Origin of the sequence: Rahnella sp. PD4 (assembly GCF_049199325.1) — a bacterium.
Classification (GTDB): domain Bacteria; phylum Pseudomonadota; class Gammaproteobacteria; order Enterobacterales; family Enterobacteriaceae; genus Rahnella; species Rahnella perminowiae.
Map to the genome: position 1 here is coordinate 120005 of NZ_JBLZQF010000003.1, position 24198 is coordinate 144202.

A 24198-nucleotide genomic window follows, 5' to 3' on the forward strand; every position below is an offset into this window, starting at 1 on the left:
ATGGAAGCCTATCTACAACATCTGGTCGCTCAGTCGGTGGGCTTTGCATTAATTATTGTCGCCGTGGTGGCTTTCTTCGAGTCGCTGGCGCTGGTGGGCCTGATCCTTCCGGGTACTGTCATGATGGCGACGCTGGGGACGCTGATCGGCAGCGGTCAGGTGGGACTGTACGAAGCCTGGCTGGCTGCGGGACTGGGATGTTTCTTCGGTGACTGGGCCTCGTATTTTATTGGCCGTGGTTTCAAGGAGCCGCTGCATCGCTGGCGTTTCCTCAGGCGTTACCAGTCTTTACTGGATAAAACCGGTTACGCGCTGGATCGCCACAGTTTTGCGACAGTGATTATCGGCCGCTTCATCGGGCCAACACGTCCGCTGGTGCCGATGGTTGCCGGTATGCTGAATTTGCCGCCGTATAAATTTGCACCGCCGAATATTATCGGCTGCATCACCTGGCCACCGGTGTATTTTCTGCCAGGCATTCTGGCAGGCGTTGCCATTGATATTCCGGCCAGCCACAACAGTTCGGTATTCAAATGGATGTTGTTTGCTGCCGTGGTATTGATCTGGCTGAGTGCCTGGTTGCTGTGGCGCTGGATCCGTTCGGGGAAAAGCTCACCTGACGCGATGAATAAATGGTTGCCATTACCGCGTCTGCGCGTGGCTTGTGTACTGAGTCTTGTGGCGACAGCCGTGAGCCTGGTGATGTTGAGCAAACAGCCGATGATGCCGGTTTATGGTCATTTGCTGTGGAAAGTGATCACCCGCTGATCCCCGGTGTTATTCCTAACACTCTGGCCTGCGGTGCACTGCCGTTGGCCAGCGCCTGCGTCGGCCCGTCGTAAAAAATCCGGCCGTCAACAATCAGCAGCGTTCGCGGTGCAATCCTTGCGGCATCATCGAGATTGTGTGACACCATCAGCAGGGTAAGATTACGTTGCCCGCATACCTTATCCAGCAACGTGAGCATCTCACTGCGCAGCGCCGGATCGAGTGCGGAAAAGGGTTCATCAAGCAGTAAAACCGGCTGGCTGCGCAGCAGACAACGCGCCAGTGCCACACGCTGACGCTGGCCGCCGGAAAGCTGTGATGGCAGCCGGTCCAGACATTCGGCCAGCCCGACCTGTTGCGCGATGTTTTCAAGTTCCTGCTTCTGTTGCGCGGTCAGTTTCAGCCCCGGATGTAATCCCAGCCCCATGTTCTGACGCACCGTCAGATGCGAGAACAGGTTATTTTCCTGAAACAGCATCGACACCGGACGCCTGGCCGGAGGTGTCGTGCTGTGATCTGCGCCGTTGAGCAGGATCTTTCCGCTGACCGGTGCCAGAAAACCGGCGACCAGACTCAGTAAGGTACTTTTCCCTGCGCCACTCGGGCCGAGTATCGCCACACGTTCACCGGCATCGATCTGTAAATCGAAGCGCATCGGCAGATGTTCGTACAAATACGTCAGTTTATTCAGCGTCAGCATGGCGGCCCGGCAGTTTCTCAATCAGAGTGAATAACAGAAAGCATAGCAGCAGTAATAACAGCGCCGTCACCGCACCATCCTGGCTGCGGTAGGAGCCGATCTGCTGATACAGATAAAACGGCAGGGTGCGGAAATTCTCATTGCCGAACAAGGCAATGACACCGAAATCCCCCAGCGAAAGCACACAGGCAAACGCCAGTGCCTGCGCAAGCGGACGTTTCAGTGCGCTGAGTTCAACCCGGCGCAGCCGATACCAGCTGTGCATATCCAGCGAAAGGCACAGCAGCGTGTAACGATCTGCCACGTCGCGCATCGGGTTATCCAGCACTTTTAACGCATAAGGTACGGCCATCAGCGCATTCGTGAGGATCACCAGCGGCCAGGGGGACTGCGGTAAACCCAGGGTATCGCCGAGCAGCAGAAAAAAGCCGGTGGCCAGCACAATACCCGGCATTGCGAGGATCAGCATACCGCTCATATCCATCGCCTGTGCCCAGCTGTTTCTCTGGCGTAAACGCAGTTCGCGGCTGCTCCACAGCAGCATCATGGTCAGCAGCACACACAATAATCCGCTGCCCAGCGCGATACGTACTGATGTCCATAATGCCTGCCAGAGTGCGGGTTGCTGCAAAACACCCACGGCTGCCCGGTTTACGCCATCAGTAATCACGGCGAGTAATGGCGGCAGGATCAGCAGCAACGCGAGGCCAATCAGCACGGCATCGGCGATGCGGCGCGGCCAGGAATCGTCGGGATTACGCCAGCGCTGAGAATGCGTTTGCCCGACCGGCAACGCCTGACTGAGTTTCTGACTGAGCAATACCAGGGCCAGACAACAAAATAGCTGGATCAGCGCCAGGCTAGCCGCGCGGCTTAAATCGTAGTCGTAGCTCAGCGCCTGATAAATGGCGAGCTCAATGGTCGTCGCCTGCGGACCGCCGCCCAGGGAAAGGACGGTGGCGAAGCTGGCGAAACACAGCATAAAAATTAAGGCGGCAGCGGGGAAAATCTGCCGGCGCAACGCGGGCCATTCCACGAAGCGGAATTGCTGCCAGACATTCATGCCCAGTTGGGCGGCCAGCTGGCGCTGTTCAACAGCGATATTTTCCAGTGCCTGCACTAAAAGACGGGTCGCCAGCGGCAGATTGAAAAACACGTGCGCCAGCAAAATCCCCTGTAATCCATAGGGCGAGAAATGATAATCCATGCCCAGCCAGCCGCAAATCTGCGCCAGCCAGCCCTGCCTGCCGTAGACACTAAGAATGCCAAACACCGCCACCAAAACTGGCAATACCAGCGTCATCGCGCATAAGCGCAATAACAGCTGGCGGCCGGGAAAACGGCGACGGAACAACGTGCGGGCCAGCAAAATGGCCGGCAGCACTGAGCATAGCGCTGAAAGCAGCGCCTGCCAGAAGGTGAAGCGGATCACGTGCCAGAGATAAGGATCCTGCCAGAGGGCGGGGCCGCTCATCTGTGGCGCATGACGCCACAGAGAGCCTAAGGCCAGTGCGGCCACCAGCAACATAGCCAGCGACGCGATGACCCCCGGCCACAGCCAGCGCGGGATCAACGGCTGACGGCGTTCTGCCATGCCTGAATCCACTGGCTGCGGTGAGTGGCGACATCCTGTGCGCTGTATTGCAGGGATTTCGCTGGCACGGTCAGCTGTTTAAAGGCGTCAGGCAGCGGCGTATTCACGACCGGATACATCCAGTTGCCGGTCGGGATCACTTTCTGGAAATCTTCCGTGGTGACGAACTTCATGAACTGTTCAGCCAGTTTCGGTTGCCTGCTGTTTGCCAGCTGCCCTGCAACTTCAACCTGCATATAATGACCTTCAGTGAAGTCCGCTGCGGCGTAGTTATTTTTCTTCTCTTCAACAATATGGTATGCCGGAGAGGTGGTGTAGCTCAGTACCAGATCGCTTTCGCCTTTGAGGAATAAACCGTAAGCCTCGCTCCAGCCTTTGGTGACGGTAACGGTTTTCTTCGCCAGTTTTTGCCAGGCTAGCGGGGCTTTGTCGCCATAAACTTTTTGCATCCACAGCATCAGGCCCAGACCCGGCGTGCTGGTGCGCGGATCCTCATAAATAACTTTCCATTTCTGGTCGCTGTTAATCAGCTCATCAAGGCTTTTGGGCGGGTTCTTGAGTTTATTTTTGTCATAGACGAACGCGAAATAGCCGTAATCGTAAGGCACGAACGTGCTGTCATTCCAGCCACCCGGCACCGTCAGTGTGGCGCTGGTTTTCGGCGCTTTGGCAAATAAACCGGTTTGTTCTGCCGCCTGCAGCAGGTTGTTATCCAGACCGAGGACGACATCAGCTTTGCTGTTTTTACCTTCCATCCGCAGACGGTTCAGCAAAGATACGCCATCTTCCAGCGCCACGTATTTCAGTTCACAGCCGCATTGCGCCTCAAAGGCCTTTTTAATGGCCGGACCGGGGCCCCAGTCGGCAGAGAAAGAATCGTAGGTGTATACCGTCAGAACAGGTTTTGCAGCCAATGCAGGTGCAGAAAGTAACAGCAGGCAGGACAATAATTTTTTCAACTTTGCGCTCCAAAAAAATGAAAGGGCAAAGGATTTTGAGTGAGCATCGCGCAGTCTCAAATCCCTCCGCCGGTATCAACCGGATCAGGTTCGACGGGTCTATATCTCAGCCAAACTTGCTGCGCAGGTGTTGATCCGGCGTCGGGCAGTGCTCGAAATGCTCACGTACTTTGTGTACGCTCCGCTTTCTCCGCGCTGGCCTTCACCGGCTGAACACTTGCTCGCGGCGTTTACATCGCTGCTTTAACAAGTCGGGCACCCCGTTGAGAACGGATGTCATTCTAGTGATTAACGGCGCGATGCGATAGTCCGATTAACTGTCAGGTGGCGCAAACCAGGCGGATTTAAAGTCGAACCAGCCGAGGGTATTCATGCGCACGCCGCGCATACTGCGTTGACCCTGCAATACCAGCCAGTGATGGAACAGCGGGTGGATCTGATGGCTGACCGTCTGTTTCTGACTCCATGTCGCCATCGATAAGTTCCCTGCGTGCCACTGCGCGGCATCGTCTTTCATCTCTTCGCTGAAGCAATGCCTGGCCAGTGGCAATTCGTAGAAATGCGCGAATAATGAAAACTCCAGCGGCAGGGTGAAGTTGGCACTGCCGAGCCATACATCACTTTTAGCGTCGCCGCGGTGCCAGACTGCGTAATCCACTACCTGAGTAATCAGTTCGATACCTTCAGCCACCAGCAGCGGTTTCAGCGCATTACAAATGGCCTGATGTTCGGAGTGCTCGCCGTAAAATGTCAGTGTTATCTGCGTCAGATTTTGCGGTCTGGGCGGACGCGGCTGCGGCGCTTTATGATGCCATCGCGGCAAAAGGCCGTACGCCGGGGACCAGTAGCGCTGATAAATGGGTTCCGCATTATTCAGCAGAGCGATGGGATTGAGTAAATCGCACAACCACTGGCGTGTTTCTTCTGATTGTCCGACCGGTGAACGCTGGTCAAAAAGCAGGAAATAGCAGCCTTCTTCAAGGCGGCTTTCCAGCTCGCTTTTGCCGGATTCATCGGCCTGAAGCTGCACGCCGGAATGCACCAGCTCTTCACTCAGTTCCGGTAGTACCCAGATATTCACTTCATCGATAAGCGCCCGGAAGCCAAAATAATCGTCAAAGGCGCGGATGCGCAGCTGCGTTTTAATATTACGTACCACGGCGTAAGGGCCGGTGCCGACCGGATGGCGGGCAAAATCAGGCAGGGACTGCCATTCCTGTGGCAGGATCATGGCGTGGATATTGCCGAACAGCCATGGCAGCCAGCGATCGGGTTCATTCAGATGGATATCGATGACATTCGGCGTGGGCGTTGTGACTGACTTCAGGTTGCTGAACAACGGATGCGATTTCAGGCGCATAAAAGTAGTGATGATATCCGCCATCCCGAGTTCACGGCCATGATGAAAATGAATGGCGGGACGCAGATAAAACCGCCAGTGTAGCGGAGAAACTTTCTGCCAGTGATGGGCTAAATCGCCTTCTGCTTCCCCATTTTCCTCATTTATGCGTGTCAGACCGCTGAAGATCTGTCTGGCAATATGGGTTTCTGAACGGCGCAACATAGTGCCGGGCAGCAGGTTAATCAGCGGACGGTAATACAACACGCGCAGGATATGTTTGCCCTGGCGAAAACTGCGTCCGAGCTGTGACAGCAGCATCTGACGCACCCTCGTTTTGTCGCCGACCAGTTGCACCAGTTGATCAATGCTATCTTGTTCCAGCAACTCCTCGGCGCGCTGTTGCTGGAGTGCCAGCCCGGTATACAAAAAACGCAGGGTAGATCGTTTGCCGCGTCCGGCTTCAGCATCCCACGTCAGCCAGCCCCGTTGCTGCATGGTGCTGAGCAACGATCGCATATGTCTGCGCGAGCAGTTCAGGACATCAGACAACGCCTGTAAGGTGGTTTCGGTGTCTTCACCGTGACAACTTTGCCACAAGCGGATGAACTGTTGTTGCAAACGGGACGAGGGCATAAAAGAGGAACTCCGTGAGCGATTTTCATCAATTTATCTTTCCCCATATTACTCCGATACTGTTTCTCAACCAAAGCCTGTTGTGAATGACCGGAGGTCAGCATGAAACGCCAGTTAACTGCCCGTTTTTATCAGTTTTACTTCAAGGCCATCAGACAAGGCGCGGAGAAAAACCGTGCTGACTGGCTGTCATGGGTGCCGGTGCAGTACCGGATGGATATTCTGGCGCGGCTGACGCAGTGGGATATGGATTCCATGAATGACGAGGAATACCGTCAGCGGATGTAAGCCCCCGTATCACAACGGCAACCGAATCCGATTTTCTGAGTAATGGTGTATTGTCACCAGCCAGTGAGGTAACTCACTGGTTTTTTTATGCACATTATCCCCTTCACATTTCAAGCTGCAGATGCGTTGGTTGCTCTTGCTCACCCGAATCACGGACTTATGTCAGCTCATCGGGATTCGCGCGATTGCCGCCGTTCTGCAACCCGAACTGTTTGGGTATACACTGTATGTTTTGCCGTAAGAAATTCATTTCTCAGGGACGACGTTATGTCAAAACCTCGTATTAATGCCATTTATGTCACCTTTCTGGTGGTGTCCTTGCTGTGTGGTATTGCAGGGGCGCTGCAGGCGCCCACACTCAGCTTGTTTCTGACCAACGAAGTGAAAGTCCGCCCGTTGTGGGTTGGCTTCTTCTATACCGTCAATGCGCTGGCGGGGATCGCAATCAGTTTTCTGCTGGCTAACCGTTCGGACAACAAAGGCGACCGGCGAAAATTGCTGATGTTCTGCTGCCTGATGGCGCTCGGTAATAGCCTGGTCTTTGCGTTCAGCCGCGATTACCTGGTGCTGATCACCGTTGGTGTCCTGCTGGCAGCAATAGGTAATGCTTCGATGCCACAGCTCTTTGCGCTGGCGCGTGAACATGCGGATCGCTCTGCCAGCGAAGTGGTGATGTTCAGCTCAATGATGCGTGCAATGCTCTCGCTGGCCTGGGTGCTTGGCCCGCCATTGTCGTTCATGGTGGCGCTTAACTATGGTTTTACGCCAATGTACCTGAGTGCGGCGGCGGTGTTTGTCGGCAGCATATTAATGATCCTTTTCTTCCTGCCGTCAGTGCCGCGCCTTGAACAACCGGTGGATGAAAAAGTGGTGCCGGTTAGCGCCTGGCGCAACAAAGATGTGCGGCTGTTGTTCTTTTCCTCCCTGCTGATGTGGACCTGCAATATCATGTATGTCATTGATATGCCGCTGTACATCACCAGTGATTTAGGGCTGCCGGAAGGGCTGGCGGGGCTGCTGATGGGAACCGCTGCCGGACTGGAAATTCCGGCGATGTTGCTGGCGGGTTATCTGGTCAAACGTACTGGTAAACGCAAGCTGATGCTGTATGCCGTGGTAAGCGGTGTGATTTTCTATGCCGGACTGGTGGCGTTTCAGTTCAAAGCCGCGCTGATGATCCTGCAATTGTTCAACGCGATTTTCATCGGCATCGTCGCCGGGATCGGAATGTTATATTTTCAGGATCTGATGCCGGGAAGGGCGGGTTCAGCGACCACACTGTTCACTAACAGCATCTCCACTGGTGTGATTTGCGCGGGGTTGTTGCAGGGCTTTATCGTGGAAAACTTCGGCCACTATCCGGTGTACTGGGCGGCGACTGTGCTGGCGGTGGTGGCGCTCGGGCTGATGTATAAAGTCAAAGACGTGTGAATGACGTGGGCTTAAAGAGCGATTAATTCGCTCTTTAACCTATTCAACTGAATAATACATTTAGTTTTTCAAGTTTCTGCAATGACTTAATTTTTATTAGTTATCTGGATTCTCCCTCAGGAATAAACATTCTTCTCCCCCTCTAATCCTCCTTACCGTCTGGATAATTAAAGGAAGTGGCTATATTATCGGCTTTCTAATATAGTGACAAAGGGGAAAAATATGATTCCGGGTGTACTTATAAGGAAAACATATAATTCATTTATTGATGAGAAGAAATCTGAGAGCGTTTGTATTGGTTTATGTCTGGCCTGGCTTGGTGATATATTAAAAGAACGGCCAGCACAGAAAATGGGCAGCTGGTTTTCCGGCTGGCTTTCCGGTTGGTTTTCCCCGCCACTGACACCGGATAAGAAAGCCTCAATCCCCTCTGATACTGTGAAGCTAAGGCTATTACTGGAGCGGGCATACCGACGGCATGAGAGCTATCTGAAAAGCTGCAGGGAGAGTCAGCAGGATCCGAAACGTCAGACAGGACGCCATGAGGCCTTTGTTAATTACAAAATTTTCCGTCAGGCAGAAAAGGAAAAAATAACCGGTGTTCCTGGATTACAATATCGTCTGATAGCACGTAATGATTTCATGTTGTTTAACGGCTTAAATATTTTTGGTCACGCTCACCCTCTCACCGGGGCGATCATTGCTTTCCGGTTTTCTGAGATACCGGGTGAGATCGGCTACCATCCCGTCGCGGCTTTTCGCTACAACGCCACGGAATATTTTTTCTCGATCCCAATTTAGGGTTATTTAAAACATCATCTTCTTATCCTATGCGGGATATCACTAAATATATTAATAAACTATACAAGGAGGTAGTGTCATTATTAGAATTTATAGTTACCAGGAATAATTAATAAAAAAGTGGCGGTTTTACGCGCAGCACCCGCAGTTGAATAAAAACATTGGAAGTTTTTTAATATGATTAATATTATTTCTATAGAAAAAAATTATGCGTCGTTTCTTGCTGAGCAACAAGCTAAGGGATGTTGTTTTGGCTTTTGTCTGACCTGGCTGGGCGACATTATAAAAGAACGGCCATTACAGCCCTCCGGCCGCTGGTTGTCCGGATGGTTTTCATCCGTACCGTCTGCTGATAAAAAAGCTCTGTTACCTGCAGATGCCGCCCGTCAACGTCTGCTTTTCGAACGGGCGATGAGGAAGCAAAAAAACTATGCCAGGCGTTATCAGGAGAATCACTTGAACAGCTTTGATGCGTTAACGTATGACGAAGTCACGGTGAACTATAAAAATGCGCATCAGCAGGAAAAAGGAAAAATAACCGGTATTCCGGGACTGCATTACTCGCTGAGGGAGCGAAGTGATTTTATGTCATTTAAGGGGATGGAGGCGTACAGAGATAAAAAAACCATCTCAGGCGTGATCATTTCATTCCGTTTCACAAAAGGAGAGGATAAAGCGGCATTCCATGCCGTCGCTGCATTTCGTCATAGTGAGTTCGAGGCTTTTTTCCTCGATCCCAACTTCGGTTTATTTAAGACGATTACAAGATATCCCATGCTGGAAATTGCTCAGTTCTTATCAGGGAAGTACAAGAATGTTATGCCTCTAAGCGAGATAACGATCACAAGACGCTTGCAGATAACATGAGTCTGTCAGGAAAAAGAGACTTGCCATGCGCAAAAGCGGGAGGATTTCCCGCTTTTGCTTTTTCTTCGCAGGCCAGTAAATAATTAGCGCATAAAGGCAGGCTGATTTTTCTCGTAGCTGGAGATGTTTGTTTCGTGCTGCAACGTCAGGCCGATGCTGTCCAGACCGTTGATCATGCAGTGACGGCGGAAGCTGTCGATGACGAACGGATAGGTTTTATCGCCTGCTTTGACGGTTTGCGCTTCCAGATCTACTTCGAACTGAATACCTTCGTTGTTTTTTACCAGTTCAAACAACTCGTCGATTTCTGCTTCGCTCAGGGTGATGGGCAGCAACTGGTTGTTGAAAGAATTACCGTAGAAAATATCGGCAAAGCTTGGCGCGATCACCGCATGGAAGCCGTAATCGGTCAGCGCCCAGGGCGCATGTTCGCGGGAAGAACCGCAACCAAAGTTTTCGCGTGCCAGTAAAATGCTCGCGCCTTTGTAACGCGGCTTGTTCAGCACGAAATCAGGGTTTGGCACCTGACCGGCATCGTCCAGAAAACGCCAGTCATTAAACAGATGCTGGCCGAAACCGGTACGGGTCACTTTCTGCAAAAACTGTTTGGGAATGATGGCATCGGTATCGACGTTAGCTGCATCCAGTGGAACCACCAGACCGATGTGTTGGGTAAATTTAGCCATGGTGTTTTTCCTCAGTTCAGTTCACGGATATCAGCGAAACGGCCGGTGACAGCCGCCGCCGCCGCCATTGCCGGACTGACCAGATGCGTACGGCCGCCACGACCCTGACGGCCTTCAAAGTTACGGTTGCTGGTGGATGCGCAACGCTCACCCGGTTCCAGGCGGTCATTATTCATCGCCAGGCACATAGAACAGCCTGGCAGACGCCATTCGAAACCGGCTTCGATGAAGATTTTATCCAGACCTTCTTCTTCAGCCTGCGCTTTTACCGGGCCGGAGCCAGGGACCACGATGGCCTGCACACCGCTGGCGACTTTACGACCCTGGGCTATCGCTGCCGCAGCGCGTAAGTCTTCGATGCGTGAGTTGGTGCAGGAACCGATGAAGACTTTATCAATCGCCACGTCGGTCAGTTTAATGCCCGGCTGCAAATCCATATACGCCAGGGCTTTTTCAGCCGATGCACGTTCTACCGGATCAGCAAACGAGGCAGGATAAGGGATGGTTTGATTCACAGCCATTACCTGACCCGGGTTGGTGCCCCACGTGACTTGCGGTGCTATTTCGGAGGCATCCAGCGTCACAACGCTGTCGAATTTCGCACCCTCTTCTGTTTTCAGGGTTTTCCAGTATTCCACTGCCGCGTCCCAGTTCTGGTCCTTCGGCGCAAACTGACGTCCTTTCAGATAGGCAAACGTGGTTTCGTCCGGCGCAACCAGACCGGCCTTAGCACCCATTTCAATCGCCATGTTGCACAGGGTCATCCGGCCTTCCATGGACAGCCGCTCGATGGCTTTACCGCAGAACTCCACCACATGACCGGTACCGCCCGCGCTGCCGGTTTTACCGATAATGGCCAGAACGATATCTTTCGCCGTGATACCCACAGGTGCTTCGCCGGTTACTTCGATTTTCATTGTTTTGGCGCGGCCCTGTTTCAGGGTTTGTGTCGCCAGAACGTGTTCAACTTCAGAAGTCCCGATACCGAAAGCCAGTGAGCCAAATGCACCGTGTGTGGCGGTATGGGAATCGCCGCAGACAATCGTCATGCCCGGCAAAGTCATGCCCTGCTCAGGGCCGATAACGTGAACGATGCCCTGATACGGGTGGTTCAGGTCATACAACTGCACGCCGAATTCAGCACAGTTCTTGATTAATTCCTGCATCTGAATGCGTGCCATTTCGCCGCTCGCATTGATGTCTTTAGTTTGCGTGGACACGTTGTGATCCATGGTCGCAAACGTTTTACCCGGCTGACGTACCTGACGGCCCATCGCACGCAGGCCATCGAACGCCTGCGGGGAGGTCACTTCGTGAACCAGGTGGCGGTCAATGTATAACAATGGCGTTTCGTTTTGCGCTTCGTAAACCACATGCGCATCAAACAATTTCTGATACAGAGTCTTGGCCATGTTATGCCCCTTCTTTTACAAAGCGGGCAATGATATCGCCCATTTCACTGGTACCCAGCGCCTGCTGGCCGTTAGCCAAATCACCGGTGCGGTGGCCTGCTTCCAGTGCTTTATTAACGGCCTGCTCGATAGCATTGGCCGCGTCATCAGCGCCCAGGCTGTAACGCAGTAACAGCGCGGCAGACAGAATTTGTGCAATCGGGTTGGCAATGTTTTTACCGGCGATATCCGGCGCTGAGCCGCCCGCGGGTTCAAACAGACCAAACGCCTGCTCGTTCATGCTGGCTGAAGGCAGCATCCCCATCGAACCGGTGATCATCGCGCATTCGTCCGACAGGATGTCGCCGAACAGGTTTGAACACAGCAACACGTCAAACTGCGACGGATCTTTAATCAGCTGCATGGTCGCGTTATCGATATACATGTGGCTCAGGCTGACATCCGGATAATCTTTGGCGATTTCATTCACCACTTCGCGCCACATAATCGAAGTCTGCAAGACGTTGGCTTTATCGATGGAGGTCACTTTACTGCGGCGTTTGCGCGCCGATTCAAAGGCGATGCGGGCGATACGTTCAATCTCAAAGCGGTAATATACTTCGGTATCAAACGCTTTCTCGTGCATGCCCTGACCTTCGCGGCCTTTAGGCTGACCGAAGTAAATACCGCCTGTCAGTTCGCGGACACACAGAATGTCGAAACCTTTTGCGGCGATATCGGCACGCAGCGGACAAAACTCTTCCAGCCCCTGATACAGGCGGGCAGGGCGCAGATTGCTGAACAACTTGAAATGTTTACGCAGGGGCAATAATGCGCCACGCTCAGGCTGATCGTTCGGGGGCAGATGTTCCCACTTCGGGCCACCCACGGAGCCAAACAGGATCGCATCAGCTTGTTCGCAACCGGCGACGGTCGCTGGCGGCAAGGGACTGCCGTGTTTGTCGATGGCTGCGCCACCCACATCGTATTCGCTGGTGGTGATCTTCAGGCCAAAACGCTGACGTACGGCATCCAGCACTTTGTATGCCTGGGCCATGACTTCCGGGCCAACTCCGTCTCCGGGTAAGACGGCAATATGATGGGTCTTGCTCATGTTCACACCGTTTCCTGATTATTTTGAATGTTGTTGTGTTGCTGACCTGTCTGCTGCAAACGTTGCTTTTCGATCTCAACTTGTTTGCTGCGCCAGATGTTATTCAGTACATGTACCATCGCTTTTGCGGAGGATTCGACAATGTCTGTCGCCAGCCCGACACCGTGGAAGCGGCGGCCATTGAAGGAGACGACCACGTCAACCTGGCCCAGCGCATCGCGGCCCTGACCTTTGGCGCTCAGCTGGTATTTCACCAGTTCAATCTGATAACCGGTGATGCGGTTGATGGCCTGATAAACGGCGTCAACCGGGCCGTTGCCGGTGGCGGCTTCGGTAATGATTTCTTCGCCACAGGCCAGATTAACTGACGCGGTGGCGGTAATCTTAGAGCCGGACTGCACACTAAAGTTATCCAGGCGGTAGAATTCAGGCTCTTCCTGCTGCTTGTTAATGAAGACCAGCGCTTCTAAATCGTAGTCGAAAACCTGGCCTTTTTTGTCCGCCAGTTTCAGGAATGCGGCATACAGATGATCCAGGTTGTAATCGGATTCTTTGTAGCCCATTTCTTCCATACGATGTTTAACGGCAGCACGGCCGGAACGGGAAGTCAGGTTCAGTTGAACCTGGTTCAGGCCAATGGATTCCGGTGTCATGATTTCGTAGTTTTCGCGGTTTTTCAGCACGCCATCCTGATGGATACCTGAAGAGTGTGCGAAGGCATTAGAGCCGACAATGGCTTTATTGCCCGGGATAGGCATGTTACTGATCTGGCTGACAATCTGGCTGGTACGGTAGATTTCTTTGTGATTGATGTTGGTGTGAACGTTCATGTAGTCACTGCGGGTGCGGATCGCCATGATCACCTCTTCCAGCGCGGTGTTACCGGCGCGTTCACCGATACCATTCAGCGTGCCTTCCACCTGCCGCGCACCGGCCTGAATCGCAGCGATGGAGTTACCGACTGCCATGCCCAGATCATCGTGGCAATGCACAGAGATAATCGCCTTATCAATATTGGGCACGCGCTCATACAAATTGGTGATGATGCCACCGAACTGAACCGGCGTGGTGTAACCGACAGTGTCGGGGATGTTGATGGTGGTCGCACCGGCTTTAATCGCAGCTTCTACCACACGGCACAGGTTATCCAGCGGGGTCCGGCCTGCATCTTCGCACGAGAATTCAACGTCATCGGTATAGTTACGGGCGCGTTTTACGGAGTGTGTGGCCATCTCCAGCACCTGATCAAATGAACGTTTCAGTTTAGATTCAATGTGCAGGGTAGAAGTGGCCAGGAATACGTGAATGCGGAAGGCCTCTGCCACGCGCAATGCTTCGGCGGCGGCGTCAATATCACCGTCTACGCAACGGGCCAGACCACAAACACGGCTGTTTTTAATCTGGCGCGCAATAGTTTGTACAGACTCGAAATCACCGGGAGAGGAGACCGGGAAGCCGACTTCCATCACATCAACGCCCATTCTTTCCAGCGCCATTGCAATTTGAATCTTCTCTTTAACACTCAGGCTGGCTTGTAACGCCTGTTCACCGTCACGCAGCGTGGTATCGAAAATAATGACTTGCTCGCTCATGGGTTATTCCTTGTCTGCTTTTATTTTCGCGCCCTGCGGGGAGATAAAAAAAAACCCGCGCATCGGCGCGGGTTTATTGTCTGTGGAAGTTGAATCAGTTCTGATTTTCGCCCACTGGCTTACCGCGCATATATTCTGCGTTGAGTAGTAGGCCTAGGAGACGGGTCATCTTGAACATGTGTTTTCAGCTTCTCATCATGGGGTGGTCAGAACGGCTTTCGTTCAAACAGTGACTAAAGTGATACGGGAATGTGTGCGGTATGTCAACCTTCACTGTGTGGAAATTCCAGAAAATTGGCATGATGATATTCACTCTCATTTAGCATAAAACTCTGGTATTAATGAAGTCCTCGGCATGCCGACGTTTTAACAAGGGTCGTAAAAAAACAACAACAAAAAAAATGCCATGTTCGCCATTGTCGGGATAAATACTCTATTTAATACAGTGGTTTAAAAGTGATTTAGTTTGGCTTAACTTATTATTCATTTTTCAAATGTTGTTTCCAAAAATATTTTGCTGTCTTATATCATAAGTTTCTTTGCGGGAAATAAAATTTGCATTTCTGTTTCTGATTATTGGAAACAAAAATTCATATTTTTCTAAAAAATGAATTGATGAGAATATAGCGTGTTTTCTCTGCCGATATTTATGTTCCCCAATGTCATCTCAATGCCGCGCTTTATAAAATAGATTATTGAAGATAATCATTTTTATTTGGATTCGAATGTCAATTATGAGGGATATCATGTCTGACGCCGATACAGAAATTCACCCTAAACCTGCTGAGGCAGAAACGCACCTTCGCAATGTTGATTTAAATTTGTTAACAGTTTTTGATGCCGTGATGCAATTACAAAATATTACACGTGCGGCCAATATGTTGGGGATGTCCCAGCCGGCGGTCAGTAATGCCGTTGCCCGTTTAAAAGTAATGTTTAACGATGACTTATTTGTGCGTTTCGGGCGTGGGATCCAACCAACAATGCGCGCGCGTCAGCTTTTTGGCCCTGTCAGACAGGCCTTGCAGCTCGTGATGAATGAATTACCGGGGGCAGGTTTTGACCCTTTCCTCAGTACGCGCCAGTTTAATGTCGCTATTTGCAGCCCGCTCGATAAACGCTTCACCAGCCAGGTGTTGAATGCTGCAGAAGAATTATCACCGGGTGTCAGTGTTAAACTACAGACCATTGTGAACGATGATATTGAACATCAGTTGCGTTATCAGAATATAGAATTTGTGATCAGTTATCGTAAGTTTGAACGTGCTGATTTTTGCAATCAAGCTTTATTCAATGATGAGCTGGTTCTGGTTGCAGCGCAAAATCATCCCCGTATCAGTCCGCATATGTCAGATGAAAAATATCTGAAAGAAAAACATGCTGTCATGATGATGGACCGGTTCTACTCGTTCAGCTCTCCTTATTACGACGACTCTGAGTTAGTTTCGTTGATTTCCTATCAGGGAACTGATTTATTTAGTGTTATGGAAATTGTCTCCAAAACCGACATGGTTGCGCTGGTGCCGCGCTGGCTGGCACAGGCAAATGCCGGAATACTTAATTTGTCAGTCATTCCGCTACCGTGGATGAAAAATACACTCACATGTTATCTTTCCTGGCATGAATCCTCCAGCAAAGACAAAGGCAATATGTGGATGAAAACATTATTGAGCCAGTGTGTTGTTTCTCTGTAATCAGACAGTCTTTACGATGTTTTTTGCGGCTGTGATTGCAGCGAAAGTGGCTGCCTGCTCTTCTTCACATGGTTTTTTATCCTGCAGGTTTTTTCCTCGTTAATGCCCTGCAGGTTTTTTTTCGTCATCGGATTTCCGGGGCATCTTCCCAAAACCCTGCTGCTGCTCCTACAATTTCATTTCACCGTGCAATATTTGCCGGTAGACTGCGTTAAATTTTTGTAACAGAGCAACGCAGTGAGCTCCCTCCCTTTTACTGACTACGCCTGACGCCGGTATAAACGCTCAATGAATCCAACCTTAAATGATTACCATCAGATAACCCGTTTCCGTCAGCAAGTCAGTGCCCGTGCTGAACAGACTGCATTTCGCGAGTGGTCCCCGGCGGTGACATCCGCCCTGACCTGGCGTGAGCTTGGCGGAAAGGTGGATGCCTTATCCGATGTGTTATTGCAGGAACACGTTGGCGTTCAGGAACGCATCGCCATTTGTGGGAATAATTCGATAGCCTGGGCGACGGCAGACCTGGCGATCTTGCAATTGCGTGCGATCACCGTGCCGGTTTATGCAACTAATACCCCCGCGCAGTCTGCGTATGTCCTCAATGATGCGGATATCCGTATTTTGTTTGTCATCGGCCAGAAGCAATATGACGCAGCGGTGGCCGTACGTGATCTCTGTCCGCAACTGAAACATATTCTGGTGCTGGACAATGAGGTCGAGTTACGTGGCGTACCGATTGCCCGGCATGTTTCTGGCGTCGTTCCGCAGGATGCGGCTTTAGCTGCTGAGCGTGAAGTGCGGATCAATGCCCGTAACCTCGATGATCTGTTCACGCTTATCTATACCTCCGGTACCACCGGAGAAGCAAAAGGTGTGATGCTGGATTATCGCAGCATGGCGACACAACTGATGCAGCATGAAAAGCGTCTGAGTATTACTGAACATGATGTTTCCCTCTGCTTCCTGCCGCTTGCGCATGTTTTTGAACGCGCGTGGAGTTTCTTCGTGATGCATAGCGGTGCGCAAAATGTCTTCCTGCGCGAAACCGATCTGGTGCGTGAGGCCTTGCAGGCCATTAAACCGACGGTGATGTGTGCGGTTCCGCGTTTCTATGAAAAAGTATTCAGCGCGATCCACGACAAAGTCGCCCGCGCGGGACCCCTCAAAAAGCGGCTTTTCCACTGGGCCGTCGCACAGGGTAAAGAGAAGTTTCTGATCGAACGTCGTGGCGGGCGTCATCCGTTTTGGCTGACGCCCGCACATTTTCTCGCCGATAAGCTGGTGCTGAAAAAGTTGCGTGATTTGCTGGGAGGTAATCTGCGCTTTCTGCCTGCCGCCGGTGCGAGTCTGGATGACAACGTCATTCTTTTTTTCGAATCACTCGGCCTGAACATCAAATATGGCTACGGCCTGACGGAAACCTGCGCGACGGTGACCTGCTGGGAGGAAAATGACTTCCGCTTTGGTTCTGTCGGTACGGCATTACCAGAGATCGAAGTGCGGATCGGTGGAGAGAATGAAATTCAGGTTCGCGGTCCGACTTTACTGCGTGGTTATTTCAATAAGCCGGAAGAGACGGCGGCCAGCTTCACCGCTGACGGCTGGTTCAAAACCGGTGATGCCGGGAAAATGGATGCACAAGGTAACGTATTCATTACTGAGCGGCTGAAAGATCTGATGAAAACGTCCGGGGGTAAATACATTGCTCCACAGCGTATCGAAGGCACGCTGGTTCAGGATCGTTATATTGAGCAGGCAGCCGTTATCGCCGATGAACGGCACTTTGTTTCCGCGCTGATCGTGCCTGATTTTGATGTGCTAAATGTCTATGCCCAGGCGCACCATATCGATTACTTCAATCGCGCCGGGCTGGTGAAAAATGCGCAAATCCTCTCGCTGTTTGCTCATCAGTTACGTGAGATACAGCATGATCTGGCCGGTTTTGAGCAGGTGAAAAAGTTTGTATTGCTGACCAAACCTTTCACGATGGAGGCCGGGGAACTGACGCCAACCCTTAAACTGCGCCGCAAAATCATTTTCAGCCGTTATCAGAAGGAAATCGATCAGCTTTATCAGGAGTAATGCTTCACCACCCGCTTCATCATTTTCTTTTGTGAATCACCGGTGCCTGTCACTTCGCCGGTTTTTCCCTTCGTTTTACCTCCCTTACAGACATAATTTAATACTGTAATTTTTCCAGCCTCCCTGATATTTCTGACTGGTTAATGCGCGCAGGCAGTGTTTTGTCCCGAACGAAAGAATGAAGGCAGTGTGAGGCGATAAAATTCTGTCTGCACAGAATTTTTGGCGTTTGCCTGACTCGGGTTCTGACGCTAAGGTACTGAGTTAGATTCTTGAACGCTAATAAGAACAGCAGGGTGTAGTAAGCCCGATAGAAAGTCCTAAAATTCAGCGATTTATGTTGAAATCGCTGCTGATAGAACAGCTAGCTGAAGCAAAAGTCATCCTATAGAAGAAGCAAAAAGCCTGGAGGCAAAACCATGGAGATGTTGTCAGGAGCCGAGATGGTCGTCCGGTCATTAATCGACCAGGGCGTAAAGCACGTATTCGGTTATCCCGGCGGTGCGGTGTTGGATATCTATGATGCCCTGCATACGGTCGGTGGGATAGATCATGTGCTGGTGAGACATGAACAGGGTGCGGTTCATATGGCGGACGGTTATGCGCGTGCTACGGGTGACGTGGGCGTCGTGCTGGTAACTTCTGGCCCCGGCGCAACCAATGCTATCACCGGTATTGCCACGGCTTATATGGATTCCATTCCGTTAGTGGTGCTGTCCGGCCAGGTACACAGTTCGCTGATCGGTTATGACGCATTTCAGGAATGCGACATGGTGGGGATTTCCCGCCCGGTGGTAAAACACAGCTTTCTGGTAAAACGTGCGGAAGATATTCCGACTGTACTGAAAAAAGCGTTTTATCTTGCCTCTACCGGCCGTCCTGGCCCGGTGGTTGTCGACCTGCCAAAAGACGTAGTGAATCCGCAGATTAAACTGCCTTACGCCTATCCCGAACAGGTTGCGATGCGCTCTTATAACCCGACGGTGCAAGGCCATCGCGGGCAAATCAAACGCGCGGTTCAGACATTACTGGCGGCGAAGAAACCGGTGCTGTACGTGGGCGGCGGTGCGGTTAATTCTGAATGTGACGCTGAACTGCTGCAACTGGCGGAGAAACTGAATCTGCCTGTCACCAGTTCCCTGATGGGGCTGGGCGCATTTCCTGGCACTCATCGCCAGAGCCTCGGTATGCTCGGCATGCACGGTACTTACGAAGCCAATATGGCGATGCATAACGCCGATCTGATCTTCGGGGTGGGGGTGCGTTTCGATGACCGCACCACCAACAATCTGGCGAAGTACTGCCCGAATGCGACGGTTATGCACATTGATATCGACCCGACGTCCATTTCCAAAACCGTGAATGCTGATATTCCGATCGTGGGCGATGCAAAACAGACGCTGGTTCAGATGCTGGAATTACTGGCACAAAGCGATGAAAAACAGGAATTCGATGCCCTGCGCGACTGGTGGCAAAATATTGAGAACTGGCGCGGGCGTGAGTGCCTGAGTTACGACAAAAATACCGGTACCATCAAGCCACAGGCCGTTATCGAAACGCTGCATCGCCTGACTCAGGGTGATGCGTATGTGACGTCGGACGTCGGGCAGCACCAGATGTTTGCCGCGTTGTATTATAAGTTCGACAAACCGCGTCGCTGGATCAACTCGGGGGGGCTCGGCACGATGGGCTTCGGACTGCCCGCTGCACTGGGTGTGAAACTCGGCCTGCCGGATGAAACGGTAATTTGTGTTACCGGTGACGGCAGTATTCAGATGAACATTCAGGAGCTGTCAACCGCGCTGCAATATGATTTGCCGGTGATCGTTGTGAACCTGAACAATGGTTATCTTGGCATGGTGAAGCAGTGGCAGGACATGATTTACTCCGGTCGCCATTCCCAGTCTTACATGCAATCGCTGCCTGATTTCGTGAAACTGGCGGAAGCTTACGGGCATGTGGGTATTGCTATCCGCACGCCTGATGAGCTGGAAAGCAAGCTGGCGCTGGCGCTGGAACAGAAAAACCGTCTGGTATTTGTTGATATCAGCGTGGATGAAACAGAACACGTTTACCCGATGCACATCCGTGGCGGTGCGATGGACGAAATGTGGTTAAGCAAAACGGAGAGGACCTGATCATGCGCCGGATTTTATCAGTATTACTGGAAAATGAATCAGGGGCATTGTCCCGCGTTGTTGGCCTGTTCTCTCAGCGTGGCTACAACATTGAAAGCCTGACCGTTGCACCGACGGATGATCCCACGCTGTCACGTATGACCATTCAGACCGTGGGTGATGCCAAAGTACTCGAGCAGATAGAAAAGCAGCTCCATAAGCTTGTGGACGTCTTACGAGTGACCGAGCTGGTGCAGGGCGCTCACGTTGAGCGTGAAATCATGCTGGTGAAGGTGCAGGCTTCGGGTTATGGCCGCGAAGAAGTGAAGCGTTCAACCGAGATTTTCCGCGGGCAGATCGTCGATGTCACGCCAACGCTTTACACCGTTCAGCTGGCGGGTACCAGCGACAAGCTTGACGCGTTTTTGGCCAGTATTCGTGATGTGGCTGAAATCGTCGAAGTTGCACGCTCCGGTGTAGTTGGCGTTTCCCGTGGCGACAAGATCATGCGCTAAAGTGTAAATAATCAGCAAGATGTGAAACTTATCTGATATATACAAGCCCGGCTGCTGAGCCGGGCTTTATTTTTGCGAATCTGGTGAAGCGATTCGGTAAAACACCTTGCCCGGCAGGGGCTTCTGCGGTTAGATAAAGCATTATCTTTATTAAGGGGTTTTCTCAGTGAAGCTGGATGAGATCGCGAGGTTAGCGGGCGTTTCGCGTACAACGGCCAGTTATGTCATTAATGGCAAAGCGAAACAGTATCGTGTCAGCGATAAGACAGTCGAAAAAGTGATGGCTGTCGTGAAGGAACATAACTATCACCCGAATGCGGTGGCAGCGGGCCTACGCGCCGGTCGCACCCGTTCTATTGGCCTGGTGATCCCGGATCTGGAAAATACCAGCTACACCAAAATCGCGAACTTCCTGGAACGTCAGGCCCGTCAGCGGGGTTATCAGCTGCTGATCGCCTGTTCTGAAGATCAGCCTGACAATGAGATGCGCTGCATCGAGCATTTGCTGCAACGTCAGGTCGATGCAATCATCATTTCCACGTCGTTACCGCCGGAACATCCTTTCTATCAGCGCTGGGCCAACAACGATTTCCCGATCATTGCACTTGATCGCGCTCTTGATCCTGAACATTTCATTAGTGTTGTGGGAGCCGATCAGGACGATGCACTGATGCTGGCGCAGGAACTGCGCTCGTTCCCTGCTGAATCGGTATTGTATCTTGGTGCGCTGCCTGAGCTTTCCGTGAGTTTTCTGCGTGAGCAGGGGTTCCGTCAGGCATGGGCTGAAGATCCACGTCAGCCAAAATATCTTTATGCGAATGCGTATGATCGTGAATCTGCGGCGATTGTGTTTGCCGAATGGTTGAAAACGAACCCGATGCCACAGGCGTTATTCACGACATCATTCCAGCTGCTGCAGGGCGTGATGGATGTTACGTTAAAGACGGAAGGACGTTTGCCGGTCGATCTGGCTATCGCCACATTTGGTGATAACGAACTGCTCGATTTCCTTGAATGCCCGGTTCTGGCCGTGGCGCAGCGTCATCGCGATGTGGCTGAACGCGTGCTTGAACTGGTTCTGGCTTGTCTGGATGAACCTAAAAAGCCGAAAGCAGGGCTAACCCGTATCCGGCGTAATTTGTTCCGCCGGGGCCGTCTGAGCCGAAAATAATCAGCAGGCGGGCATTCATAATGACTGCCCGACTCTTTCTTCGTTGCTGAATCGCGTTAAACCTTCCGATAATTTGTCTCACCGGTTCTTATAATCAAAATACGAAAATTCCCATATGACTTTAACGGGTAATTTAGGAGCATTCCCAGCCTGCTGAATTATTAACAAATGTTTTATGCTTTCTTGCACAGATATAAATCCTCCCATCAATTTCTAAAATACGTTAATGCTCCCCGCAAAAGTGCTGTAGAATTCCCCGCTTAATTTCCGGAAGCGTGGTTTTACTGCACGACTGGTGGTTTTGAAACTCCCCAAAGGCTTATGCCATGCGGGTTGGCATGTAAAATGATGTTGATTTAGACGTGACAGCCAGAAAAAAATTGAAAATGATTTTTGTTAAGGCAAAGCGGTCAGGAAATGAGAGTTAGATAGCAGAAGAATATAAATAGTTAAATAATGTTCAGTTTGGCTTTTTTTTAAACGAAATTATTAACCCTCCGAAATTTCTTCAACTAATCATGACGTTATTTTCTATCCCCCCTCTAAAAAACCTCATCACATTGCGCTAAGCATTTGTGTGGCTGCGTAAATATTGCCAAACCGTCTCCGCTCTGGCTTGACAAGGTTTTAAAACCATCCGTAAACTCTTTTCTGTGGGAATTTGTGGGGGAAAGTGGTGGAAAGGGTCACAGAGGGGTAGAGCGGTCATGTTTCGTGGCGCGACGATGGTTAACCTCGACAGCAAAGGGCGACTTGCCGTACCTACCCGTTATCGGGATTTGTTGAGCGAAGAATCGCAAGGTCAAATGGTATGTACCATAGACCTCCATCACCCATGCCTTCTTCTTTACACCCTCCCTGAGTGGGAAGTTATCGAACAAAAATTGTCCCGTCTGTCGAGCATGAACCCTGTTGAGCGCCGTATTCAGCGCCTGTTACTGGGGCATGCCAGTGAGTGTCAGATGGATAACGCCGGACGTCTGCTGATTGCAACGACATTACGTCAGCATGCCGGGCTGGCAAAAGAAGTGATGCTGGTTGGGCAGTTCAACAAGTTTGAGCTGTGGGATGAACAGACCTGGTATCAACAAGTTAAGGAAGACATCGACGCTGAACAATCGTCTCAGGAACCCCTTTCTGACCGGTTACAGGACTTGTCATTATAAGCATGGTTGAAAACTATAAACACACTTCCGTTTTGCTGGATGAAGCCGTTAACGGCCTCAACATTCAACAGGACGGCATTTACATAGACGGAACTTTTGGCCGTGGTGGCCATTCACGTTTGATTCTGTCCCAACTTGGGCCGGACGGACGCTTGCTGGCGATTGATCGCGATCCACAAGCGATCAAAGCCGCAGAATCTATTGATGATCCCCGTTTCTCCATTGTTCACGGACCTTTTTCCAACCTTGCTGACTATGCGCGGGATCGTGGTCTGGAAGGCAGGATCGACGGCGTCTTACTGGATTTAGGTGTTTCCTCTCCGCAGCTTGACGATCCTGAACGTGGATTCTCCTTCATGCGTGACGGGCCACTGGATATGCGTATGGATCCGACCCGAGGTTATTCAGCTGCTGAGTGGCTGATGAAAGCTGAAGCTGAAGATATTGCCTGGGTGTTGAAAACGTTTGGTGAAGAGCGTTTTGCCAAACGTATCGCACGCGCGATCGTCGAGCGTAACCGCGAATTGCCGATGACACGGACCAAGGAACTGGCGGATTTGATCGCTAATGCCTCGCCAGTACGTGAGAAGCACAAACACCCGGCCACACGCAGTTTTCAGGCGATCCGTATCTATATCAACAGTGAACTGGAAGAGATTGAACGCGCGCTGGATGGCGCACTGGAAATTCTGGCGCCTGAAGGCCGTTTATCCGTGATCAGCTTCCACTCTCTTGAAGACCGGATTGTAAAACGTTTCATCCGTCAGCATAGCCGTGGCGCGCAGGTGCCGGCCGGTATTCCGATGACGGAAGCACAAATCGCAGAACTTGGCGGACGTTCACTGAAATCAGTCGGGAAAATGATGCCCTCTGAAGCCGAAGTGGCCGAAAACCCACGGGCCCGCAGTTCTGTTCTGCGTTTTGCTGAGAGAACAACAGCGTGATAGGCAACGAACGCCACGGATTAGTGGGAGTGATCGCCGGCGATATTCTTCGCAACGGCAAAATCCCGTTAATTCTGATGATCGCCGTTTTGGTCAGTGCAATTTTAGTGGTCACTACCGCTCACCGTACGCGTTTGCTGACGGCTCAGCGCGAACAATTAGTCCTGGAAAGGGATGCGCTGGATATTGAATGGCGCAACCTGATCCTTGAAGAGAACGCCCTCGGCGATCACAGCCGGGTGGAACGCATCGCAACGGAGAAATTGCAGATGCAACACGTTGATCCATCTCAAGAAATTATTGTGGTTCAACCTTAAATGCCCACGGAGAATACAGGCAG

At 51.5% G+C, this 24198-nt stretch carries 21 protein-coding genes; 13 read left to right on the forward strand and 8 right to left on the reverse strand.

The features are described from left to right. Entirely contained in the window at positions 1-768 is a 768-nt protein-coding gene (locus tag ACOZIO_RS09445; RefSeq protein ID WP_129953221.1) for a DedA family protein, read from the forward strand. Here the strand turns inward: ACOZIO_RS09445 and thiQ are convergent. The 4 genes from thiQ to sgrR form a co-directional block, all read right to left on the reverse strand. Continuing rightward, a complete protein-coding gene (thiQ, locus tag ACOZIO_RS09450) occupies positions 758-1468 on the reverse strand; it encodes a thiamine ABC transporter ATP-binding protein ThiQ (RefSeq protein ID WP_235173357.1) in 711 nt (236 codons plus the stop codon). The genes ACOZIO_RS09445 and thiQ overlap by 11 nt on opposite strands. Next, positions 1452-3062, reverse strand: a complete 1611-nt coding sequence (gene thiP, locus ACOZIO_RS09455) for a thiamine/thiamine pyrophosphate ABC transporter permease ThiP (RefSeq protein WP_421595210.1) — start codon at positions 3060-3062, stop codon at positions 1452-1454. The genes thiQ and thiP overlap by 17 nt, the downstream gene beginning before the upstream one ends. Further along, complete coding sequence (gene thiB / locus ACOZIO_RS09460) at positions 3038-4021, reverse strand: thiamine ABC transporter substrate binding subunit (protein WP_421595211.1); 984 nt, start codon at positions 4019-4021, stop codon at positions 3038-3040. Before thiB ends, thiP begins: the two co-directional genes overlap by 25 nt. A 313-nt stretch (positions 4022-4334) precedes the next feature. Continuing rightward, positions 4335-5996, reverse strand: coding sequence for an HTH-type transcriptional regulator SgrR (gene sgrR / locus ACOZIO_RS09465; protein ID WP_421595212.1), 1662 nt, complete (start codon positions 5994-5996; stop codon positions 4335-4337). A 102-nt stretch (positions 5997-6098) separates the two neighbouring features. On the opposite strand from sgrR, the gene sgrT reads away from it, so the two are divergent. The 4 genes from sgrT (at position 6099) to ACOZIO_RS09485 (ending at position 9383) form a co-directional block, all read left to right on the forward strand. Then, entirely contained in the window at positions 6099-6284 is a 186-nt protein-coding gene (gene sgrT / locus ACOZIO_RS09470; RefSeq protein WP_129953216.1) for a glucose uptake inhibitor SgrT, read from the forward strand. 267 nt (positions 6285-6551) lie between these two features. Next, positions 6552-7715, forward strand: a complete 1164-nt coding sequence (locus tag ACOZIO_RS09475) for an MFS transporter (protein ID WP_421595213.1) — start codon at positions 6552-6554, stop codon at positions 7713-7715. Positions 7716-7937: 222 nt separating this feature from the next. After that, a complete protein-coding gene (locus tag ACOZIO_RS09480) occupies positions 7938-8516 on the forward strand; it encodes a hypothetical protein (RefSeq protein WP_240782835.1) in 579 nt (192 codons plus the stop codon). A gap of 177 nt (positions 8517-8693) precedes the next feature. Further along, positions 8694-9383: a hypothetical protein gene (locus ACOZIO_RS09485; RefSeq protein ID WP_129953214.1), complete on the forward strand. Its 690-nt coding sequence runs from the start codon at positions 8694-8696 to the stop codon at positions 9381-9383. 83 nt (positions 9384-9466) lie between these two features. Here the strand turns inward: ACOZIO_RS09485 and leuD are convergent, their stop codons facing one another. The 4 genes from leuD to leuA are packed head-to-tail and all read right to left on the reverse strand — an operon-like array spanning position 9467 to position 14166. Next, positions 9467-10069 carry a 3-isopropylmalate dehydratase small subunit gene (leuD, locus tag ACOZIO_RS09490; RefSeq protein WP_129991307.1) on the reverse strand — a complete coding sequence of 201 codons (603 nt, stop codon included), beginning with the start codon at positions 10067-10069 and terminating at the stop codon, positions 9467-9469. Between the two features lie 11 nt (positions 10070-10080). Beyond that, positions 10081-11481 (reverse strand): 3-isopropylmalate dehydratase large subunit, encoded by a 1401-nt coding sequence (leuC, locus tag ACOZIO_RS09495; RefSeq protein WP_129991308.1) that lies wholly within the window; start codon positions 11479-11481, stop codon positions 10081-10083. 1 nt (position 11482) lies between these two features. Further along, positions 11483-12574 carry a 3-isopropylmalate dehydrogenase gene (gene leuB / locus ACOZIO_RS09500; RefSeq protein WP_129991309.1) on the reverse strand — a complete coding sequence of 364 codons (1092 nt, stop codon included), beginning with the start codon at positions 12572-12574 and terminating at the stop codon, positions 11483-11485. Between the two features lie 2 nt (positions 12575-12576). Beyond that, positions 12577-14166, reverse strand: a complete 1590-nt coding sequence (leuA, locus tag ACOZIO_RS09505; RefSeq protein WP_129991310.1) for a 2-isopropylmalate synthase — start codon at positions 14164-14166, stop codon at positions 12577-12579. A 746-nt stretch (positions 14167-14912) separates the two neighbouring features. Here leuA and leuO point away from each other — a divergent pair. The 8 genes from leuO to ftsL all read left to right on the forward strand — a co-directional run bounded on the left by leuO (position 14913) and on the right by ftsL (position 24175). Next, positions 14913-15860 carry a transcriptional regulator LeuO gene (leuO, locus tag ACOZIO_RS09510; RefSeq protein WP_129953331.1) on the forward strand — a complete coding sequence of 316 codons (948 nt, stop codon included), beginning with the start codon at positions 14913-14915 and terminating at the stop codon, positions 15858-15860. A gap of 288 nt (positions 15861-16148) precedes the next feature. After that, on the forward strand, positions 16149-17945 hold the full coding sequence (locus tag ACOZIO_RS09515; protein ID WP_129991311.1) for an AMP-dependent synthetase/ligase: 1797 nt from the start codon (positions 16149-16151) through the stop codon (positions 17943-17945). 419 nt (positions 17946-18364) lie between these two features. Next, entirely contained in the window at positions 18365-20083 is a 1719-nt protein-coding gene (gene ilvI / locus ACOZIO_RS09520; protein ID WP_129953209.1) for an acetolactate synthase 3 large subunit, read from the forward strand. A 2-nt stretch (positions 20084-20085) separates the two neighbouring features. After that, positions 20086-20577 (forward strand): acetolactate synthase small subunit, encoded by a 492-nt coding sequence (gene ilvN / locus ACOZIO_RS09525; protein ID WP_120132476.1) that lies wholly within the window; start codon positions 20086-20088, stop codon positions 20575-20577. A 166-nt stretch (positions 20578-20743) separates the two neighbouring features. Next, entirely contained in the window at positions 20744-21748 is a 1005-nt protein-coding gene (gene cra, locus ACOZIO_RS09530) for a catabolite repressor/activator (protein WP_129953208.1), read from the forward strand. Between the two features lie 707 nt (positions 21749-22455). Further along, positions 22456-22914: a division/cell wall cluster transcriptional repressor MraZ gene (mraZ, locus tag ACOZIO_RS09535; protein WP_034787151.1), complete on the forward strand. Its 459-nt coding sequence runs from the start codon at positions 22456-22458 to the stop codon at positions 22912-22914. A 2-nt stretch (positions 22915-22916) separates the two neighbouring features. Then, positions 22917-23858 (forward strand): 16S rRNA (cytosine(1402)-N(4))-methyltransferase RsmH, encoded by a 942-nt coding sequence (gene rsmH / locus ACOZIO_RS09540; protein ID WP_421595214.1) that lies wholly within the window; start codon positions 22917-22919, stop codon positions 23856-23858. Then, positions 23855-24175, forward strand: a complete 321-nt coding sequence (gene ftsL / locus ACOZIO_RS09545) for a cell division protein FtsL (RefSeq protein ID WP_129953206.1) — start codon at positions 23855-23857, stop codon at positions 24173-24175. The genes rsmH and ftsL overlap by 4 nt, the downstream gene beginning before the upstream one ends. The last annotated feature ends 23 nt before the right edge of the window (positions 24176-24198 follow it).

Excerpts from the sequence above, each read along its gene's own strand:
- ilvN (WP_120132476.1), top strand. The coding sequence starts at position 20,086 with ATGCGCCGGATTTTATCAGTATTACTGGAAAATGAATCAGGGGCATTG.
- leuB (WP_129991309.1), bottom strand. The coding sequence starts at position 12,574 with ATGAGCAAGACCCATCATATTGCCGTCTTACCCGGAGACGGAGTTGGC.
- ACOZIO_RS09475 (WP_421595213.1), top strand. The coding sequence starts at position 6,552 with ATGTCAAAACCTCGTATTAATGCCATTTATGTCACCTTTCTGGTGGTG.
- thiP (WP_421595210.1), bottom strand. The coding sequence starts at position 3,062 with ATGGCAGAACGCCGTCAGCCGTTGATCCCGCGCTGGCTGTGGCCGGGG.
- ilvI (WP_129953209.1), top strand. The coding sequence starts at position 18,365 with ATGGAGATGTTGTCAGGAGCCGAGATGGTCGTCCGGTCATTAATCGAC.
- thiQ (WP_235173357.1), bottom strand. The coding sequence starts at position 1,468 with ATGCTGACGCTGAATAAACTGACGTATTTGTACGAACATCTGCCGATG.
- ACOZIO_RS09515 (WP_129991311.1), top strand. The coding sequence starts at position 16,149 with ATGAATCCAACCTTAAATGATTACCATCAGATAACCCGTTTCCGTCAG.
- leuC (WP_129991308.1), bottom strand. The coding sequence starts at position 11,481 with ATGGCCAAGACTCTGTATCAGAAATTGTTTGATGCGCATGTGGTTTAC.
- leuD (WP_129991307.1), bottom strand. The coding sequence starts at position 10,069 with ATGGCTAAATTTACCCAACACATCGGTCTGGTGGTTCCACTGGATGCA.
- ACOZIO_RS09480 (WP_240782835.1), top strand. The coding sequence starts at position 7,938 with ATGATTCCGGGTGTACTTATAAGGAAAACATATAATTCATTTATTGAT.
- leuO (WP_129953331.1), top strand. The coding sequence starts at position 14,913 with ATGTCTGACGCCGATACAGAAATTCACCCTAAACCTGCTGAGGCAGAA.
- ACOZIO_RS09445 (WP_129953221.1), top strand. The coding sequence starts at position 1 with ATGGAAGCCTATCTACAACATCTGGTCGCTCAGTCGGTGGGCTTTGCA.
- sgrR (WP_421595212.1), bottom strand. The coding sequence starts at position 5,996 with ATGCCCTCGTCCCGTTTGCAACAACAGTTCATCCGCTTGTGGCAAAGT.
- leuA (WP_129991310.1), bottom strand. The coding sequence starts at position 14,166 with ATGAGCGAGCAAGTCATTATTTTCGATACCACGCTGCGTGACGGTGAA.
- rsmH (WP_421595214.1), top strand. The coding sequence starts at position 22,917 with ATGGTTGAAAACTATAAACACACTTCCGTTTTGCTGGATGAAGCCGTT.
- ACOZIO_RS09485 (WP_129953214.1), top strand. The coding sequence starts at position 8,694 with ATGATTAATATTATTTCTATAGAAAAAAATTATGCGTCGTTTCTTGCT.
- sgrT (WP_129953216.1), top strand. The coding sequence starts at position 6,099 with ATGAAACGCCAGTTAACTGCCCGTTTTTATCAGTTTTACTTCAAGGCC.
- mraZ (WP_034787151.1), top strand. The coding sequence starts at position 22,456 with ATGTTTCGTGGCGCGACGATGGTTAACCTCGACAGCAAAGGGCGACTT.